We start from the raw sequence: 18,344 nt of genomic DNA, 5'->3' as shown, positions 1-18,344 counted from the left end.
ACCAAGCAAAAACGCCGCGGCATCTCATTGCTGCGGCGTTTTATAATTTGGCATCACCAGCCGACCGATAATTCGCTTCCGACATCCCCAATACGCAGTTTTGGTAACGCCCTAACTTACACAGAAGAAAATCTACATGCGAAATTGCATCTTTCGTTAGTCAAACAGCACAGGCTCCAGCCCGGAAAGATTTAACTTCGGGCGCGTGTGTGCAAGATCATAATGATCCTGCATAGCCAACCAGCTTTCGGCAGACCGGCCAAATACAGCTTCCAGTCGTACTGCCATCTCGGCGGACACATCAGACTTCCCACCGATAAGACGACCAAAAGTCGATGAATGTACCTTAAGCTTGCGCGAAGCTTCATTTGCCGACAAACCAAGCGGTTCCAAATACACTTCCCGAATGAATTCACCGGGGTGTGGGGGATTAAATTGGTGGATGGTCATCAGTGATAATCCTCGTAATTTACAATAAACACATCACCATTTTGATACTGAAAAGTAATGCGCCAATTACCACTTACGGTAATTGACCAGGTATCTTTCCGTTGCCCCTTGAGTTGATGTAACCGCCACCCCGGAGCGCGCATATCATCTATTGTGCTCGCAGTATGCAGGGCTGCCAGTTGCATTCTCAGCTTGAGCGCGTGCTTCGCTTGCACCCCGGCGGTACTGCCCGTTGTGAAAAATTGTTCCAAACCTTTATGGGCAAAACTTTTGATCATCGCGACAGCTTAATTGCGCCATGCGCATTGCGCAATATTTTGTTGAGGGCATCAACAAAAACTCACTCAAGGTGTCTGTTCTAAAAATACATTCCGTTACATAAGATCGGCATTTTATGAAATCAGCACATCCATTTTGCTATCCCCGCGCAGGCGACCGGCCGCCAGACGGCCAAAATCAATTAACAACTTTTTGCGACGCGCCGCATTTAGCCTGCTTTCTTCGGCGGGGCGAATAATGGCCGCTTCAAACCGGTCGGCAATAATAAGCCCCTGATCATCCGGTATCAGTTCACGGGGAAATTCCATCGGCACGGCAAAGAAAAACCGGTCGCAATAGTCACCATAACTTTGCCATTTGGCGTCCACCCGAAAATCCTCGACCGATGATTTGACCTCAACCGCCCATAATTCGCCCTTTGTGCCCATTGCCAACACATCGAGCCTGCGGCCATTGCCCAGCCGCAATTCTGTGACGCATGCCATATTATGGTGATGCAGCAACCGGCACACACCTTCGGTAACCTCGGCAGTTATTTCAGGGCGGGATTTTTTCATTTTTGTCATAGAGAACAAATCGCTCGAACAGCGCGGGCAGACAGCCTTCAAACAAAGATCGGAGGGAACCCAAAGATTCCCTCCGACATATAGTTCCCTTGCGGGAGGCGGACACTAAAAAGCGCCGCAAGTAATAACAAGACCATAACTTAATTGACCGAATTGTCAATAAATTTGGGTAAACATCCGAGAACCACAGCTAACATCTGATTGAATTCATCATCGGGCATCCGAACCATACCGTTCTTGTCTGGGAGACCAACCGACTTACTGCAACGGTCGTGATTTTGTCACAAATTGCCCACGCTGCTTTTCCGTCAATTGTGGTTCGTAAGGGGAATGTCGAACGCGCGTCTTTTTGCGTTTGCGTCGAACAAGGAACAACGGTAACAGCCCCATGAAGGGTATTGCGGAAGGACAAAATGATAACCGGTCTGCGCTTCCAAAATTCTGGTAATTGAGCATCCTTGGGAAAGTCGCACCAGTACATGTTGCGAACTTTAGGTGCCGCTTTTACCTTCGGCGCAATTTTTGGTGGTCTCTCGTGTTCGCCAGATGACATGACACAGTATTTTCCTAATCATTTGAAAAAGAAAATACTGTATCTGTCACTCAATCAAGACAAAAAGTTAGCTCATACCAAGCGCGCGCTTGTAAACTTCAAGGATCTGTTCTTGTTCAGAACGTTCATGTTCCTCGATTTTACGCAGGCGGATAATCTGGCGCAGGATTTTCACGTCATAGCCAAGGGCTTTGGCTTCGCCGTAAACTTCTTTAATATCGGCCATCAGGTTGGCCTTTTCTTCTTCAAGGCGCTCGATACGCTCGACATAGGATACGAGCTGGTCGGCTGCGATTCCTCCGACTTCGGTCATTCTCTGATCTCCGATGATATGCAGGGCGCTGCGCATGGTGCGAAGCGCAGAATTTCAGTTGCGAAGCGCAAATTTCAATGCGGCGCGACGATACCCAAAGCACCAATTGATGACAAGCCTTCAGGTATCCACATTCGGGTTAAATCGGTGTTGTCCTGACAGGACTGGTTTCCGTGATCAGATAATCGGCCACTTCGACCAAGGCATCACGCGGGCTAACCCCCCGGTCAATTGCCGCATTATAGACATTGCGCTGACGATCCGCACTGGTGCCACGCTGCAAAATTTTACGCGCATGTTCTACTTCGGCGACACAGCCAAAATGTTCGGCATCAGGGCGGATAAGTTCCAGAATTTCTTCGAGCAAATCGGCGTAGGGGACAATTTCACCGCGCCCAAAATCGATCAACCCGCCATTATCCGCCGCCGTACTGCCATAGCGACAGGCCCGCCAGCGATTTTCGCGGATCAGCATATTGGCATAAATTCGCCAGCGCTGGTTATTGTGGCGCAACCGATAAAGCATGCGAAAAATGCACCGGGTCAGGGATGCCACACATACCGCATCTTCCAGATTGGTACACACATCGGCAATGCGCATTTCCAGGGTCGGCCAACGATCACTGGGCCGCAGATCCCACCAGAGTTTGGTGCCATCCTCGATCACACCGGCATTAATCAACATGTCCACATGGCGGCGATATTCCGCCCACGAGCCAAAAACCTCGGGCAAACCGGTGCGCGGTAAATTATCAAACACCGACAGGCGAAAGGTTTGAAGCCCGGTATCGCGCCCGCGCCAGAACGGCGAGGACGTGGTAAGGGCCAGAAGATGAGGCAAAAAATAGGCCGCCTGCGCCATTAATTCGATGCGAAGATCGTTATCCTCGATCCCGACATGCACATGCATACCGCAAATCAGCAACCGTTCCACCACCGTGCGCAAATCGCGCGCGATGGTGCTATAGCGTTCGCCCTCGGTATGTTTCTGGCTGTCCCAATGGGCAAAGGGATGGGTCGATGCCGCCAGCAACGCCATATCGTGGCGCGCGGCAACATCGCACAAGACACTGCGCATCCGGGTCAGTTCGTCGTGGGCTTCGGCGGCACTGTCGCACACCCTGGTGCCAATTTCGACCTGGCAGCGCATAAACTCGCTCGACACCTGGTCGCCAAGTTCGGCTTTGCAGTCCTTTAAAAAACCGGCTGCCGGGTCGGTCGCAACATCACGCGTGTCGCGGTTAACCAGCCAGAATTCTTCTTCAATCCCAATGGTAAATCCCGGTTCCTTGCGCAATATTGCGGGCAAATCAGTCTCTCCGGATTTTATAAAGGTTCGGATCGGCCAGAATGCTTTCAAAGCCGTCGCCCAGAATTTTGGCCCACTTTTCACAGCCCGCATCAGTATCGATCAGGTCCTGACGAATTTCAATCGACACGCACGGCAAATTGGCGGCCTCGGCGTGATGGTCAATGGTGTAATCGGCCATGTGGCGCCCGGAATAAGGTTCGTTATCGCCAATCGTCAGGTCCGGGTTTTGCGCCCGCAGGTTTTCAAGCAACGGCACTGGAATACGGGCATCTTCATCCCATAACACACCAATTTCCCACGGGCGTTCAAAGCCCTGAAAAACCGGGGTGAAGCTGTGAATGGCCAAAATGGCGGGGGCGATTTTATGGGCATGAAAACGGGCAATGCGTTCTTCGATCGCCCAGTGATAGGGCAGGAAAATTTCGGTAATCCGCTTCATATGCTCGGTAGGCGACACATTCTGGTTGCCCGGCACCACGGTTTTGTCAGCAACTTCGGGCATCCCGGTCGGGTCCCAAAGCTGGCGGTTACAATCAATCACCAAACGCGAAAATCCGCCCAGCACCGCCGGGCAGTCAAACCGCTCCACCAGAATTTCGGTAACCTTGCGCGCCCCGATATCCCAGCCAATATGGCGTTTGCGTTCGCTCTCGGGCAGGCCAAGAGTGCCAAGAGATTTGGGAATGGCGCGTGAAGCGTGGTCACACACAAACAGCGCATGTCCCTTGCCATGGTCATTTAAAACATCAAACGGGGCGGGATCATCACTGCAAAGCAGTTGCGCGGGATGGTGGCTCACGCGAAGTCTCCTGATATTTGGGCAAAGATGAAAGGCCTGGCCGGTGGAAAAGACCAAACAGTCTGGAATCACTTTCAAATGCCTAGCAATTTGCAGGGTTTCTGGCAAGCCAGTGAATATCTGCCACGCAAATCATTCATTTTCGCCACAACTTCACGTAAACTGGTATGACCATTAAGCCAGATCCTAACTGCCAGTTCACGGAGAACCCGTTCCCTATGCAGCCAACGCCGCACACGCCCCGCGACGATACCAGCACAGCCACCACCGAGGATGGCCGCCCCAAACGGGTTGCCGACCGGGTTGCAGATGCCCTGCTGGCGCAATTTGCCGCCGGAGCCTATTTACCCGGGGAGCGCCTGCCCGGCGAACGCCAACTGGCCGAAGACATGAATGTCAGCCGGGTGTCGGTGCGTGCGGCCCTGCAAAAGCTTAAAACGCGCGGATATTTACGCGCTGTGCAAGGTGGAGGGACCGAGGTTTTATCCTCGACCGGCATCGAAATGGATGTCGCGATGACCGATCTGGTGCGCGGGTCGATCACCAACCTGTCGGATTTAATGGAACTGCGCCGCACGCTGGAAACATGGGCCGCGCGGCGCGCCGCCGAAAATGCCACCGACGAACAACTGGCCGAATTGCGCAACACCTTTGCCCGCGCCCATGACCCACGGCGCGCGGTAAAATACCGCGCAGCAGATGACCACCGCCTGCATATGATGATTGCCAAGGCCAGCGGCAGCATCATTTATTATCACCTGATGAAAATGCTGCACGACGTGTTGCAAACCGCCCTTGATGAAATCCGCTTTCACATTTTTGCCGGTCCGCAATTTGACAACATGGTGCAAGCCCATCATCAGGCCATTATCGACGCCATCGCCGCGCGCGACCCGGACCGCGCCGAAAAGGCTATGTATGACCATTTGGGTGCCGTAATCGCCCATGTGACCGAACGCAACAAAGACCGGCCGCAAAGCTGACCCACCCCAGCCGATATGTTCAAACAGCCGAAGTCTCAGCAATTAACATTCCTGACCAGACCGGAGACATATTCATGTCCTTGCAGCCTGCCAGATTGCCCGAACCGCCCCGCGATATTTTGCACAAACTGATGGATGCCGCCCTGCGTGCGGCTGACCCGGCCGTGCAAATTCCGCACAACATGCCGGAATTGCCGCGCGGCAAAACCATCGTGATTGGTGCGGGCAAGGCATCGGCCCATATGGCACGTTGTTTCGAGCAATGCTGGATCGCGGCCAATGGCAGGGATGATATTAAAAACCGGCTGGGCGGGCTGGTCGTCACCCGCTATGGCCACGCAGCCCCCTGCAACCATATTGAAATTGTCGAGGCATCGCACCCCGTGCCCGACGCCGCCGGGCAACAAGCCGCCGGGCGCATTTTTGATATTGCCAGCAAAGCCGGGCCCGATGATTTGATTGTTTGTATGATATCAGGCGGCGGATCGGCCCTTTTGGCCCTGCCTGCACCGGGCATTACCCTTGAAGACAAACAGGCGATCAGCAAGGCCCTGCTTAAAAGCGGGGCGACAATTTCGGAAATGAATTGCGTGCGCAAACATCTTTCCGCAATCAAGGGCGGACGGCTGGCACTGGCCGGGGCAAAGGCGCGCATGGTAACCTATCTGGTGTCTGACGTGCCCGGCGATGACCCGGCGATTATTGCATCCGGCCCGACTGTGGCCGACCCCACCCACCAGAAAGACGCGCGTGCTATTCTCAAACGCTATGGCATTGCGCTCCCTGCATCGGCCGAAAAAATCCTGAACGACCCGGATTTTGAAACCCTTAAACCCAACCATGACTGCTTTGCCGGCAATAAAACCATCATGCTGTCACGCCCGCAGGGCTCGTTGCTGGCAGCCGCCAAAGTCGCGACAGAACTGGGGCTGGTCCCGGTTATTCTGGGCGATGCGATTGAAGGGGAATCGCGCGAGATTGCCAAAATGCACGCTGGCATCGCCCGCCAAGTTGCCCAACATGGGCAACCGGCACCCAAACCCTGTGTGTTGCTTTCGGGCGGGGAAACAACGGTAACGGTACGTGGCGACGGTGGCCGTGGCGGGCGCAATGCCGAATTTATGTTGTCGCTGTTATTGCAATTGCGCGACGAGGCGGGCTTTGCCGCCCTTGCCATTGACACCGACGGCATTGATGGCAGCGAAGATAACGCCGGGGCCATCATGGATGGTGAAAGCTGGACCAAGGCCCAAACCCGGCAAATTGATCTGGCCGATTATCTTGATCGCAACGATGCCTATAGCGCGTTTGAAAAACTGAATGATCTGATTGTTACCGGCCCAACCCTGACCAATGTAAACGATTTTCGCGCCATTCTGATTTTCTAACGCTCATGCATCCTTACGGCGAAACACTGCCTTGCCACAGCGAAAGCCAGCCAAGGCCTTCCTCGGTCGTGCCTTGCGGTTTGTATTCGCAGCCAATCCAGCCCTCATATCCCAACCGGTCGAGCAGATAGAACAGGAACGAACAATTCAGCTCGCCCCGGTCGGGTTCATGGCGGCCCGGCACCCCGGCAATTTGTACATGACGAATTTTGGGCAGGTGTTTGCCCAGGCGCGATGCAATGTCGCCGCCCACAAGCTGCGCATGGTAAATATCAAACTGTAACGCCAGATTGGGATGTTCAAGCTGGTCAATAATCACGGCCGCCTGCTCGACCGAATTGAGCAAATATCCCGGCATATCAATGCCGTTGATCGGCTCGATCAATATGGTGACGCCTGCCTTGGCGGCTTCATCGGCGGCATATAACAAATTATCGCAATAAAGCCGCGCCAGTTCGCCGGGGTCTTCGCCCTTTTCCATGTTGCCCGCCATGCAATGAAGCATGTCGCAATCAAGCGCGGTTGCGTAATCAAGGGCCTTGAAAACGGAATCGCGAAATTCATCTTCCCGTCCGGGGCGGCAGGCCAGCCCGCGATCTCCGGCATCCCAGTCGCCAGGCGGTAAATTAAACAAAACCTGGGTCAGGTCGTTATCCGTTAATTGCCGTTTGATCGCCGCCATGGCCATGTCATAGGCACCAATATATTCCACCCCACTAAACCCGGCAGCAGCCGCGGCGGCAAAGCGTTTTTCAAACGGCTGATCGGCAAACAAAAACGACAGATTGGCACAAAAACGGGGCATCTCGTGGTCCCCTTTCCCAATGTTTGTTTAAACACCCGTATGGTTTCCCAAGCCGCCCCGGTCGTCAATGACGATTTTATCCGTCTTCACCGCCACAAACGCGCAAATGCTCCTTTTGGATATCCTCGCAAGCGTTACAGCGGACGATGCACATCGGTCTTTTCGGGGTCAGGTTCCACCGGGCCGGTAATTAACCGCGCGCCTTTTTTGCGGAAAATATAGCTCCATGCCCATTGCACCAAAACCAGTGCCGGGGCACGAATGCCAATCAGAAAGTAAATATGCGCCAGCCCCCATACCCACCACGCCAAAACGCCCTTTAACTTAAACCCGTTAAAGTCGATCACGGCACGGTGACGGCCAATTGTGGCCAGATTGCCCGCATGTTTATAGGTAAACGGCGGCGTATTATTCCCCTTGATACGATCAAGAATACGCTTGCCAACATATTTACCCATTTGTTTGGCCGCCGGGGCAATACCGGGCACCGTCAGGCCGTCGCGCCACGCAACATGGGCGGCATCGCCAATCACAAAGGCATCAGGATAGCCGGGAATGGCAAGGTCTGGTGTCACTTCCACCCGTCCACCCCGATCAGTTTTGGCCCCGGTCCAGTCTGCCATGTGGTCAACCTTGACCCCGGCGGCCCAAATGACATTGGCACTTTGTATAAAGTCGTCGCCAATCCGAACGCCTTGTGGGGTAATGTCGCTAACCGGCTGGTTTAAAATCACCTCAACCCCCAGTTTTTCCAGCGACTGGCGGGTATATTCAGATAAATCTTCGGGGAATGCGCCCAACAGGCGCGGGGCCCCCTCGGCCAGGATGATGCGGGCGTCGCGCGGGTCGATCCGGCGAAAATCGTGGGATAAGGCCTGTTTTGCCAGTTCGGCAATTGCCCCGGCCATTTCAACGCCGGTTGGCCCACCGCCCACCACCACAAAATTCATAAATTGCTGGCGGGTTTCTTCGTTTTCGGCATTTTCGGCCCGTTCAAACGCCAACAGCAACCTTTTGCGAATTTCGGTGGCCTCGCCAATATTTTTAAGGCCCGGTGCCACCTTTTCCCAATCATCATGCCCGAAATAGGATGTCGCCGCCCCGGTCGATAGCACCAGATAATCAAATTCCACCCGGTGATCGCGCGCGATAATGCTTTTGCCTGCCAGATCAATGCCGGTCACTTCGCCCAGAAAAACCGACACATTGGGCGTGTGGCTAAAAATGCTGCGAATGGGCCAGGCGATTTCGGCGGGCGATAAATCGGCCGTGGCAACCTGATATAACAAGGGCTGAAACAAATGGTGGTTGCTGCGGTCTATCAGCACAACCTCGACATCCTTGCCGACCAGTTGGCGCGCAACGGCAAGCCCGCCAAAGCCCGCCCCGACAATAATCACGCGGGGTTTGTCGCCAGTTTTTGCGATTATCTTTTCAGGCATATTATCTGAACTCCATCACGGACCCGACCCCATGACGTTTCGAAATGCACCATAGCACCCCGACATGGCCCCTTACAAACGCCTGAAAGCAATGACAGTTCCGCCGGTGATGCAAGATGTGATGCATGCAACATTTTGCCCACACCCCGCGTCACGCACGACAAGGCGATCCTTTGCTGATATAAACGTCGCCTTATCAGATACCGCAAACAGGGCCCTGTCATGACCGATCCATTTCGCCTGCACCCGCAACTTGCCGCCGATACCGATCTGGTAACCGAGGGCCCGCTTTCGCGTATTTTAATGATGAATGACGCCCGCTATCCGTGGCTTATTTTGGTGCCGCGTCGCAATGATCTGGTCGATTATGATGATTTGACCGCCGATGAACGCGAGATGCTGGGGCGCGAATGTGCCGAAACATCCAAAATCCTGAAACGCCTGTTTGAATCGAACAAAACCAACGTTGCGATGCTGGGCAATATGGTGCCACAGCTGCATTGTCACGTTGTTGCGCGCTTTCCCGGTGATCCGGCCTGGCCCGGCCCGGTCTGGGGTATCGGACAATCGCTTCCGTTTCGCGAAGACGATGCCAAAGACCGGATCGAGGCCCTGCGCGCCGAGCTGATCACAGCCTTTCGCACCGTCTGATCCTTATCTTGACGCATATCAAGGCGGTAGATTTGGAATAATGCAAAAAACGCGTCATCACATTGATGAGGCCAGATTTGCCATGACATCCACCGCCCTGCATCAGAAATACGATTTACGCCTGCCGCGCTATACCAGCTATCCCACCGCCCCGCATTTCAGCCCGGCGGTAAATGGTGTGGTTTATCGGCGCTGGTTATCGGAACTCGATCAAACCCAGCCATTATCGCTTTATTTCCATGTGCCCTATTGCGAAGAAATGTGCTGGTTTTGTGGCTGCAACACCAAAATCACCAAGCATTACGGCCCGGTAGGCAGCTATGTTGATGTGCTGCGCGCCGAGATTAAAAATGTGCTTTCCGCCCTGCCCGGCAAATATCCGGTGGCCCATATTCATTTTGGCGGTGGCAGCCCCACCATTTTAAGTGCCGATCATTTGCGCACCATTATGGGTGACATCCAAAACGGTTTTAACATTTTGCCCGATGCCGAAATTGCCATTGAAATGGACCCGCGCACCGCCAAGCCCGATTTTATGGATGCTATGCGCGATTGCGGCTTTACCCGGTCCAGCATCGGGGTGCAGGATTTTAACGACACTGTGCAAAAGGCGGTTAACCGCGTGCAATCGTTTGAACTGGTTGCCGGTGTGGTGGCCGGTTTGCGCGAGCGCGGCATGACCGGCATCAATGTTGATTTGATGTATGGCCTGCCGTTTCAAACCATCGATGGCGTGATGAATACAGTGGATAAAACCGTAACGCTGAACCCTGACCGGTTATCGGTATTTGGCTATGCCCATGTGCCATGGATGAAAAAACACCAGAACCTGATCCCGACCGAAGCCCTGCCGGGCACATCGGAACGCTGGGCGCAATATGATGCCATTCAAAAGCAGCTTGCCAAACATGGCTATGTTGCCATCGGACTGGACCATTTTGCCCGTGCCGACGATGAAATGGCGCAGGCCATGCTGGCGGGTGATTTGCACCGTAATTTCCAGGGTTACACCACCGATCGTGCCGAAGCCCTGATTGGCATGGGGCCGTCGGCGATTTCGTCGCTACCGCAAGGATATGCGCAGAACGACCCGGCTTTGGCCCGCTGGAAACGCTCTGTTGAAGATGGCCTGATGGCGATTGAAAAAGGCATCGCCATTACAGACGAAGACCGCATCCGCCGTGATGTCATCAACGAGTTGATGTGCCATCTTTCGGTTGATCTTGATGAAGTTTGTGCGCTTCACAATGTGCCGGTTTCGCGCTTTGCCGACGAACTGGGTGAAATTGGCAAAATGGCGGTCGATGAAATTGCCACGGTTAACGGCAACACCGTCACCGTAACGCCCGCCGGTCGGCCGCTGGTGCGCGCCGTTTGTGCGGTGTTTGATACTTTTTTAGATCACAGCCAAAACCGCCATTCCCAGGCGGTATGATCAAAAAACAAGGACTGGCGGTACTTAAACCGCCAGTCCCCGCAGCCTGATTGCCTGGGGCAAATCAGTTATCCCATACCGGGGCAAGACCATCGGGGCTGACAATCCGGCCATTTGGCCGTGCCAGTGCCGATATCGCCTGCATATCGGCTGTCGAAATTTCAAAATCAAAGATATCGAAATTTTCCACCACCCGTTTTTCGCCCACGGTTTTGGAAAGCGCAATCAGGCCATCTTGCTGGATCACCCAGCGCAAAACGATTTGCGCAACGGATTTTCCATATTTGGCCCCAAATTCCTTCAAAACATCGTCGTCAAACACCTTGCCATCGGCCATGGCGTAATAGGATGTAATCGACATTCCTGTCTCTTTTGCGGCAGCAATTACTTTTGACTGATCAATATAGGGATGAACCTCGATCTGGTTGGTCACAATCGGGGCATCGCTAAGTGCTACGGCATCGGCCATCAGTTGGGTGCTATAATTACTGACCCCGATATGGCGCACCTTGCCTGCCTTGCGCACTTCGTTAAGGGCACCAATCTGCTCGGCCAGCGGCACGTCCATTTTCGGCCAATGCAACAACAACAAATCAACATAGTCGGTTTTAAGCTTTTTCAGGCTTTCCTCGACCGAGGCGATAAAATCGTCATGGCGGAATTTGTCGACCCACACTTTGGTGGTCAGGAAAATATCGTGGCGCGATACGGATGACCCGGCAATGGCGCTGCCCACTTCGGCTTCGTTGCCATAAATCTGTGCGGTGTCGATGTGGCGAAAGCCAACGTCAAGTGCCTTGGGCACAATGCGCAACACATCTTCGCCCGGCATGCGGAACGTGCCAAACCCCAAAGCGGGGATATCGGCACCATTGGCTTTTACGTTATGCATCCATAGTCTCCTTGTTGATTTTTTCGCGGTCTTTCGCCCGCTTCTTTTCAACCCGAAACCTATGTGTATTCTGAAATCATGCAAGGACAAGCGCTGCGAATTAAATTCCAAACTGTCGGTCATGCACCGCGTTGCAGGGCCCCAAAATGCCGATCAGCCCCGTTCGCCAATCAGCTCCAGGCAGCGCTGTGCCACCAGCCGTGCGGGCTGCAATGACGGATGCCGAAAAACTTCCAGCTTCGCGGGCCCTTGCGCATCGCCAGACGGTGCCCCCTGCCCCAAAGGCCGGGCATAGCCACGATCAAACAGGTTTTGATGCAGGCGACGATGGCGCGGGGCGGCAATGCCATCGGGGGCATAAATATAAACCCCGCCATAGGCTGCACAGGCCTCGCAACACATTGAAACGGAATCGCCCGTCACAATTAAAATATCGGCCAGTGCCAAAAACCCGAAATACGGGTTGTCGTCGGTGCTGTTCCAGCCATGCAGGTGAAACGGCACGCCTGATTTTTCAAGCAATCCGGCCATCAGGCTTTCATTATCGCGCCCGGTGCGGCGGCTGGTGGTAACCAGCAACGACCCGCCACTGTTGCGCGCCGCGTTAATCGCCGTTTTCGTCACATCCCGGGCCATGGCGGCGGTGAAGGTGGTTTTTTTGGTACTGCCCCCGACAATCAAAGCGATTAGCGGATGAGGCATCCCGTGGAATTTTCCCTGCCATGCCTTGCCTTCCAGCACCAGCCGGGTTTCACTGATACGGTGCGGCGCACCGGGAATTTCCAAAACGTTTTCAGAAGGTTTTACGCCGTCATGGGCGGGAACAGCGATAAGGTCAAAATCCTTCTCGCCGCCATCGGGCCGCATGATCTGGCAAATCCGGGTTTTGCCCCCGCTTTGCCGTTTGATCCAGCGCGCCACCGGGGCGGTTCGGCGGCCCGCCGCAATCACCAGTTCCGGCCACGGCGCATGCAGTTTCTCGCGCGATCGCGGGGTTATCCCCAGCAAGGATGCCCGGCGGATAAAATTAGGCAATCGCGCGGCACTGCTATAGGAAATATCGATGCGTTCAAACGGATATGCCATGGCCTCGGCCACGCCAACTGCCTGATTGACATTGCCCGGCCGATCATCGGCCAGAACCCAGATCCGGTTTTGCCCGGTTTCGGTCATTGCGCTATCTGTCATTATTTCCCACATCATCGCGTGGCAGCCAGAACGTGGCCCATCCCCCCTGTTATAAAACAGGCAAAAACAATTACCAGCCCCCGCAACATCATTGCAATGAAGCGTCATTCGCATGACCGTGCGCAAACAGGGATGAAACTATCGCAAGACTGGCGTAAACAGGGCATATTACAGACCAGCCGCCAAACCGTTCTGCTGTGCCAATAACAGTGCCGATAAACCCGGGAAATGTCCGCCGCATGTTAAAAACGTCGCAATCCGTTCGCCGCAGTGCGCGCCTTGTGCTGGTGGGCATGTTGCTTTTGTTGCCCGTCACCGTTTTTATCAGCATGCAGGGCTGGCGCGAAACCCGCATTGTGACGCTGGAAGAAGAAGGCCGCAACAAGCTGGAACTTTATCGTTCCAACCTGCAAGGGGCGATCAAGGAACACGAATACCTGCCGATCACGCTGGCATCGGACAAGCGCATTCTTGCCCTGGCGGGCATGCACCACCCCACTGCCGAAGATACCAACGAAGTAAACCGCTATCTGGAAAAACTGGCGGCTGACAGTGGTGCGTCAGATATTTATTTTATGGATAATACCGGCGAAACCATTGCGGCAAGTAACTGGAACAGCAATGCATCCTTTGTTGGCCGCAATTTTGGGTTTCGCCCCTATTTCAAACAGGCGATGGGCGGCAATACCGGGCATTATTTTGCCTTTGGCATCACCTCAAACGTGCCAGGATATTACATTTCCCACCCGGTTTTAACCAATGGCCGCGACATTGCCGGGGTCATGGTGGTGAAAACCCATCTTGAAACGCTGGTTAACCGCTGGGCGCGGGGTGGCGAAAGTGTTTTGGTCGAAGATGAAAACGGCATCGTCATTATTTCATCGCACCCGGAATGGCGCTTTCGCGATTTGCGCGGCCTGCCCGATGGTCAACGCCGCAATATTTTAAAATCGCGCAAATATGGCGAATACCCGCTCACCGCCATGCCGGTAACCAAGGGCGACTGGCCGCGCGACGGGGTTATGTCAACGCTGGAACTGGCATCAATTCCCACCGAAACCCCGGTCGAGCACGACACCCCCGTCAGCGACGACCGCCCCAATGATGTAAACAGCACAAACATTGCCGCCCCGCCACTGAAACCGGCCAAACTCCACACAGCCCCTTTGGGAAATTCAGTGGCCGGGTTTCCGCCGCCCGGGCCGGATGGCAGCCAGACGGCATCGGCCAGAGCCCCCGCCACCACCCGATACCTGACCATCGGCAGCACCCTGCCCCGTCAGGGCTGGCGCATATTTTTGCTCACCGACAAAACCGTGCTGGACCAGTCCATTCTGGCGGCCGCCTTTATTGCCGGTGCCATCCACATTATTATTATGGGCACAATTTTTATGCTGTTACAGCGTCGGCGTGCCATGCTCGAACAGCTTGAAATTCGCGACTGGTCACAGCGTGAACTTGAACATCAGGTAAAACTGCGCACCGCTGATTTAATGAACACCAATGTGCGGCTGGCCGAAGAAATTACCGAACGCCAGCGCACCGAAGATGCCCTGCGCACCGCCCAGGCCGACCTGGTGCAGGCGGGCAAACTCGCCGCCCTTGGCCAAATGTCGGCCGGTATTGCCCATGAAATAAACCAGCCGCTAACCGCCATTCGCAGCTATGCCGATAACGCCCGCCAGTTTTTTGCCCGTGGCCAGACCGAACCGGTGGAACGCAATTTAACCCGCATTTCCGAACTGACCGAACGCATGGGGCGCATTACCAACCATTTAAAAACATTCGCACGCCGCCCCGAATATCACAGCGGCCCGGTTGATGTGGCCCATGCCATTCAAAAGGCCGTCGATCTGGTGCGCGAAACAGGCCGGGTTGCCAATGCCGTGATCGATTTCCCGCGCCCCGATCACAGCATTTTTGTCACCGCCGAGGAAACCCAGCTTGAACAGGTTTTTGTCAATTTGCTGACCAACGCCGCCGATGCCAGCCGCGACCAGGATGATGCACGAATTACGCTCAACATCACGCGTGGCGCGGATCGGATATTTGTCAGCGTATCAGATAACGGATCGGGCATTTCCGATCAAACCATGCCGCAACTGTTTGACCCGTTTTTTACCACCAAACAGTTTGGCGATGGTCTGGGGCTGGGCCTGTCAATTTGTTACGGTATCTTGCGCAGTTTTGGCGGCACCATCCGGGCGGAAAACCTGCCCGCCCCCGATGGCGGGGCGTGTTTCATTGTCGAATTGCGCCCTTCTGACAAAACCGGCACCGGCAATGACCGGCGCAATGACCAATACAATGGCGCGGCAGGCTCGACGGCGGGCAAAGCCGGTGCTAAAACACCCGTCCATGAATTTGCACTGCTAACCGAAAAAAACACCTCCACCCCATCAACCATCACGGCAACGGGCGTGCATGGGGTGGGAACAGGCGTGTTTCGATCTGTGCTGCGACCAAAGGATAACCGGTGACCCACCCCTGCGAACATGTGATGTTTGTTGACGATGATGCCGATGTGCGGGAAGCCGCACAGCAAACACTGGAACTGGCAGATATTCCGGTCGAATGTTTTGAGCGCCCCGAACTGGCCCGTGACCGCATCGCCAAAGGCTGGCCCGGCATTCTGGTGACCGACATTCGCATGCCCAAAATGAGCGGCATGGAATTGCTTGAGCACACCATTGCCATTGACCCCGACCTGCCGGTTATTCTGGTCACCGGGCATGGCGATGTGGCAACCGCGGTGAAGGCCATGCGCAGTGGTGCCTTTGATTTTATCGAAAAGCCGTTCGCGCCGGATTATTTTATCGACATTGTCCGTCGCGCCTGCGCGAATCGCCGCCTGATCAGCGAAAACCGCGCCTTAAAGGCCGAACTGGCCCGCCACATTCCCGCCAGCAACGGGTTGATTGGCCGTACCCCGGCAATGGAAAAACTGCGCGGGCTGATTGGCAATATCGCCACCACCAATGCCCATGTCCTGATCAACGGCGAAACCGGGGCAGGCAAGGAAGTTGTCGCGCGCACCCTGCACGATATGTCGGGGCGCAGCGGGCCATTTGTTGCCATTAATTGCGGGGCGGTGCCCGAAAACCTGATTGAATCCGAACTTTTCGGCCACGAAGCCGGGGCCTTTACCGGGGCGGATCGCAAACGGATTGGCAAATTTGAATTTGCCCACAAAGGCACGGTCTTTCTGGATGAAATCGAAAGCATGCCATTATCGTTGCAGGTAAAATTGTTGCGGGTTTTGCAGGAACGCGCCCTCGAACGGCTGGGGTCAAACACCGTGCAACCGATTGACTTGCGCGTGGTGGCCGCCACCAAGGTTGACCTGCGCGATGCCGCAACGCGCGGCGCGTTTCGCGAGGATCTTTATTACCGCCTCAATGTGGTTCAACTGCATATCCCGCCGCTGCGGGATCGCAAGGATGATATCCCGCTATTGTTTGCACATTTCCTCAAACAGGCCGAAGACCGCTTTGGCCGCAGCTTTGACCCGTTAAACCCGCAGGAACTGGCGCGTTTTTCCAGTTATGACTGGCCAGGCAATGTGCGCGAACTGCGCAATGCCGCCGAACGCCGGGTTCTGGGCCTTGATACCCTGGCAAATGACGCCACCGGCGAAACCGACCCCACCCTGCCCTTGCCCCGCCAGGTCGAAGCATTTGAAAAAAACCTGATCTGCGATGCCTTGCGCAAACATGGCGGCAACGTCACCGCCACGGTTTCCACCCTTGGGGTGCCACGTAAAACCTTTTACGACAAGCTGGCAAAATACGATATTTCTCCCGCCAGTTTCCGCAACCGGGCCGACACAGAATAGCCCGGTTGCTTCTGGCATAACGACGTATCGGCCCACGCCGCCAATTTGGTGTGTGGCCACGGTGACAGCGGGCAAATGCGGGGGTGCACTGCCACGTCACCGCGTTTTAAACGGCCTCGCGGCCCCATAAAAGCAACCCCAACCTGACCGGGCTTCTCCCAACCCGCACCCGCCCCGCATCCACAGGCCGAACAAAACCTCCGCGCGCATAATTTAGACCTTTTTTCGTTGGTATTTCGGCGAATTTTCCCACATGCTGTGTGTGGGGTTTCCGAAAAGCGCGAAAACACTGTGCGAAAAACCGCACATATTAGATTTGCTTTGTGCGGAAATCATAACAAAAATAACAGCTTACGCTGCAATGCACCATAAGCCAAAAGCAAGCCAAATACCTGATATGCTTTATGGTTATAGCGCGAACAGCAAACTGGCCCGAATGTTGCTTACAATGGGCAGCGCCTGTTACGGCGGGATAGAATGACGCCGATTCAATGGCGCACTATTGGGAAAACGCATTAAGCTTTTAGGGAGAATATATATGCGTCCGGTTACCAAAAAGATTCTGATTGCAAGCGTTGCCATGATGGCTGGTCTTGGCATGGCCTACCATGCCTCGGCTCAGGAAATCATCAAATTCGCCCACGTTGTTGCCCCGAACACCCCGAAGGGTAAAGCAGCTGACTATTTCAAAAAGCGTGCAGAAGAAATTCTGGGCGACAAGGTCAAAGTCGAAATCTATCCGAACTCCCAGCTTTTTGACGACGACAAGGTTTTGCCGGCCATTCTGCGCGGCGATGTTCAGTTTGGCGCACCGTCACTTGCCAAATTTGGCAAATGGACCAAAAAACTTGGCATTTACGACCTGCCATTCCTGTTTAAAGACATGAATGCCGTTTCCTGCTTCCAGGACAGCGACGATGGCAAGGGCCTGTTTAACTCGATGTCAAGCAAGGGCCTGACCGGCGTTGGCTATTGGCACAATGGTCTCAAGCAGCTTTCCGCCAACAAGCCGCTGCGCGAACCGACCGATGCCAAAGGCCTGAAATTCCGTATCCAAAGCTCGGACGTTCTTGCCGCACAGTTTGAAGCTGTTGGTGCCGTCCCGCAGAAAATGGCTTTCTCGGAAACCTATTCGGCCCTGCAGACCGGCGTTGTTGATGGTCAGGAAAACACCTGGTCAAACATCTATTCGCAGAAATTCTACGAAGTTCAGGATTACATCACTGAATCCAACCATGGCTTGCTCGACTATATGGTCGTTACCTCGACCAAATGGTGGGAAGGTCTGGACCCGGAAATTCGTGATGGCTTGACCCAGGCAATGACCGAAGCCACCAAATACGGCAACGATCTGTCGGCTGATCTGACTGCACAGCAACGCAAGGAAGTCCTTGATTCGGGTGAAACCGAACTGGTCGAATTGTCCGATGCACAGTTCACCGACTGGCAGACG

The 18,344-nt window shown here is 54.5% G+C and carries 18 protein-coding genes; 7 read left to right on the top strand and 11 right to left on the bottom strand.

What is annotated here, in order from left to right; genetic code table 11:
• Positions 1-156: 156 nt before the first annotated feature.
• The 7 genes from TMES_RS07980 to TMES_RS07950 form a co-directional block, all read right to left on the bottom strand.
• A complete protein-coding gene (locus TMES_RS07980) occupies positions 157-450 on the bottom strand; it encodes a HigA family addiction module antitoxin (protein WP_085581303.1) in 294 nt (97 codons plus the stop codon).
• Positions 450-728: a type II toxin-antitoxin system RelE/ParE family toxin gene (locus tag TMES_RS07975; RefSeq protein WP_085581301.1), complete on the bottom strand. Its 279-nt coding sequence runs from the start codon at positions 726-728 to the stop codon at positions 450-452. The genes TMES_RS07980 and TMES_RS07975 overlap by 1 nt, the downstream gene beginning before the upstream one ends.
• Positions 729-842: 114 nt before the next feature.
• Complete coding sequence (locus tag TMES_RS07970) at positions 843-1,286, bottom strand: MmcB family DNA repair protein (RefSeq protein WP_085582033.1); 444 nt, start codon at positions 1,284-1,286, stop codon at positions 843-845.
• A gap of 199 nt (positions 1,287-1,485) precedes the next feature.
• A complete protein-coding gene (locus TMES_RS23475; RefSeq protein WP_425444048.1) occupies positions 1,486-1,776 on the bottom strand; it encodes a type II toxin-antitoxin system PemK/MazF family toxin in 291 nt (96 codons plus the stop codon).
• A gap of 139 nt (positions 1,777-1,915) precedes the next feature.
• Positions 1,916-2,161 (bottom strand): DUF2312 domain-containing protein, encoded by a 246-nt coding sequence (locus TMES_RS07960; protein ID WP_085581299.1) that lies wholly within the window; start codon positions 2,159-2,161, stop codon positions 1,916-1,918.
• 139 nt (positions 2,162-2,300) lie between these two features.
• Positions 2,301-3,461, bottom strand: a complete 1,161-nt coding sequence (locus tag TMES_RS07955) for a carboxylate-amine ligase (RefSeq protein ID WP_245835326.1) — start codon at positions 3,459-3,461, stop codon at positions 2,301-2,303.
• A gap of 10 nt (positions 3,462-3,471) precedes the next feature.
• The gene (locus TMES_RS07950; protein ID WP_085581295.1) at positions 3,472-4,272 is read right to left on the bottom strand and encodes an N-formylglutamate amidohydrolase; all 801 of its coding nucleotides are present in this window, start codon (positions 4,270-4,272) and stop codon (positions 3,472-3,474) included.
• A gap of 218 nt (positions 4,273-4,490) precedes the next feature.
• Here TMES_RS07950 and TMES_RS07945 point away from each other — a divergent pair, with 218 nt between their 5' ends.
• A complete protein-coding gene (locus tag TMES_RS07945) occupies positions 4,491-5,255 on the top strand; it encodes a FadR/GntR family transcriptional regulator (RefSeq protein ID WP_085581293.1) in 765 nt (254 codons plus the stop codon).
• Positions 5,256-5,329: 74 nt separating this feature from the next.
• The gene (locus tag TMES_RS07940) at positions 5,330-6,643 is read left to right on the top strand and encodes a glycerate kinase type-2 family protein (protein WP_085581291.1); all 1,314 of its coding nucleotides are present in this window, start codon (positions 5,330-5,332) and stop codon (positions 6,641-6,643) included.
• A 13-nt stretch (positions 6,644-6,656) separates the two neighbouring features.
• Here TMES_RS07940 and otnI read toward each other — a convergent pair whose 3' ends face one another.
• Positions 6,657-7,448, bottom strand: a complete 792-nt coding sequence (gene otnI, locus TMES_RS07935) for a 2-oxo-tetronate isomerase (RefSeq protein WP_085581289.1) — start codon at positions 7,446-7,448, stop codon at positions 6,657-6,659.
• A 134-nt stretch (positions 7,449-7,582) separates the two neighbouring features.
• The gene (locus tag TMES_RS07930) at positions 7,583-8,890 is read right to left on the bottom strand and encodes an NAD(P)/FAD-dependent oxidoreductase (protein WP_085581287.1); all 1,308 of its coding nucleotides are present in this window, start codon (positions 8,888-8,890) and stop codon (positions 7,583-7,585) included.
• 222 nt (positions 8,891-9,112) lie between these two features.
• Between TMES_RS07930 and TMES_RS07925 the strand changes: the two genes are divergently transcribed.
• Positions 9,113-9,541 (top strand): HIT domain-containing protein, encoded by a 429-nt coding sequence (locus TMES_RS07925; RefSeq protein ID WP_085581285.1) that lies wholly within the window; start codon positions 9,113-9,115, stop codon positions 9,539-9,541.
• 82 nt (positions 9,542-9,623) lie between these two features.
• Positions 9,624-10,976: an oxygen-independent coproporphyrinogen III oxidase gene (hemN, locus tag TMES_RS07920; protein WP_085582031.1), complete on the top strand. Its 1,353-nt coding sequence runs from the start codon at positions 9,624-9,626 to the stop codon at positions 10,974-10,976.
• A gap of 64 nt (positions 10,977-11,040) precedes the next feature.
• Here the strand turns inward: hemN and TMES_RS07915 are convergent, their stop codons facing one another.
• On the bottom strand, positions 11,041-11,868 hold the full coding sequence (locus tag TMES_RS07915; protein WP_085581283.1) for an aldo/keto reductase: 828 nt from the start codon (positions 11,866-11,868) through the stop codon (positions 11,041-11,043).
• A 153-nt stretch (positions 11,869-12,021) separates the two neighbouring features.
• The gene (locus tag TMES_RS07910) at positions 12,022-13,056 is read right to left on the bottom strand and encodes a mitochondrial fission ELM1 family protein (protein WP_245835255.1); all 1,035 of its coding nucleotides are present in this window, start codon (positions 13,054-13,056) and stop codon (positions 12,022-12,024) included.
• 239 nt (positions 13,057-13,295) lie between these two features.
• On the opposite strand from TMES_RS07910, the gene TMES_RS07905 reads away from it, so the two are divergent.
• The 3 genes from TMES_RS07905 to TMES_RS07895 all read left to right on the top strand — a co-directional run.
• Positions 13,296-15,536: a sensor histidine kinase gene (locus TMES_RS07905; RefSeq protein WP_085581281.1), complete on the top strand. Its 2,241-nt coding sequence runs from the start codon at positions 13,296-13,298 to the stop codon at positions 15,534-15,536.
• A complete protein-coding gene (locus tag TMES_RS07900; RefSeq protein ID WP_425444045.1) occupies positions 15,533-16,891 on the top strand; it encodes a sigma-54-dependent transcriptional regulator in 1,359 nt (452 codons plus the stop codon). The genes TMES_RS07905 and TMES_RS07900 overlap by 4 nt, the downstream gene beginning before the upstream one ends.
• Before the next feature lie 538 nt (positions 16,892-17,429).
• Positions 17,430-18,344 (top strand): DctP family TRAP transporter solute-binding subunit (locus TMES_RS07895; protein ID WP_085581279.1); only part of this gene is annotated, 915 nt, incomplete at its 3' end.

The sequence above is a fragment of the Thalassospira mesophila genome (genome assembly GCF_002115755.1).
Classification (GTDB): Bacteria; Pseudomonadota; Alphaproteobacteria; order Rhodospirillales; family Thalassospiraceae; genus Thalassospira; species Thalassospira mesophila.
Note: the sequence above shows the minus strand (reverse complement) of the source record. Positions and strands in the feature narration are given on the sequence as shown.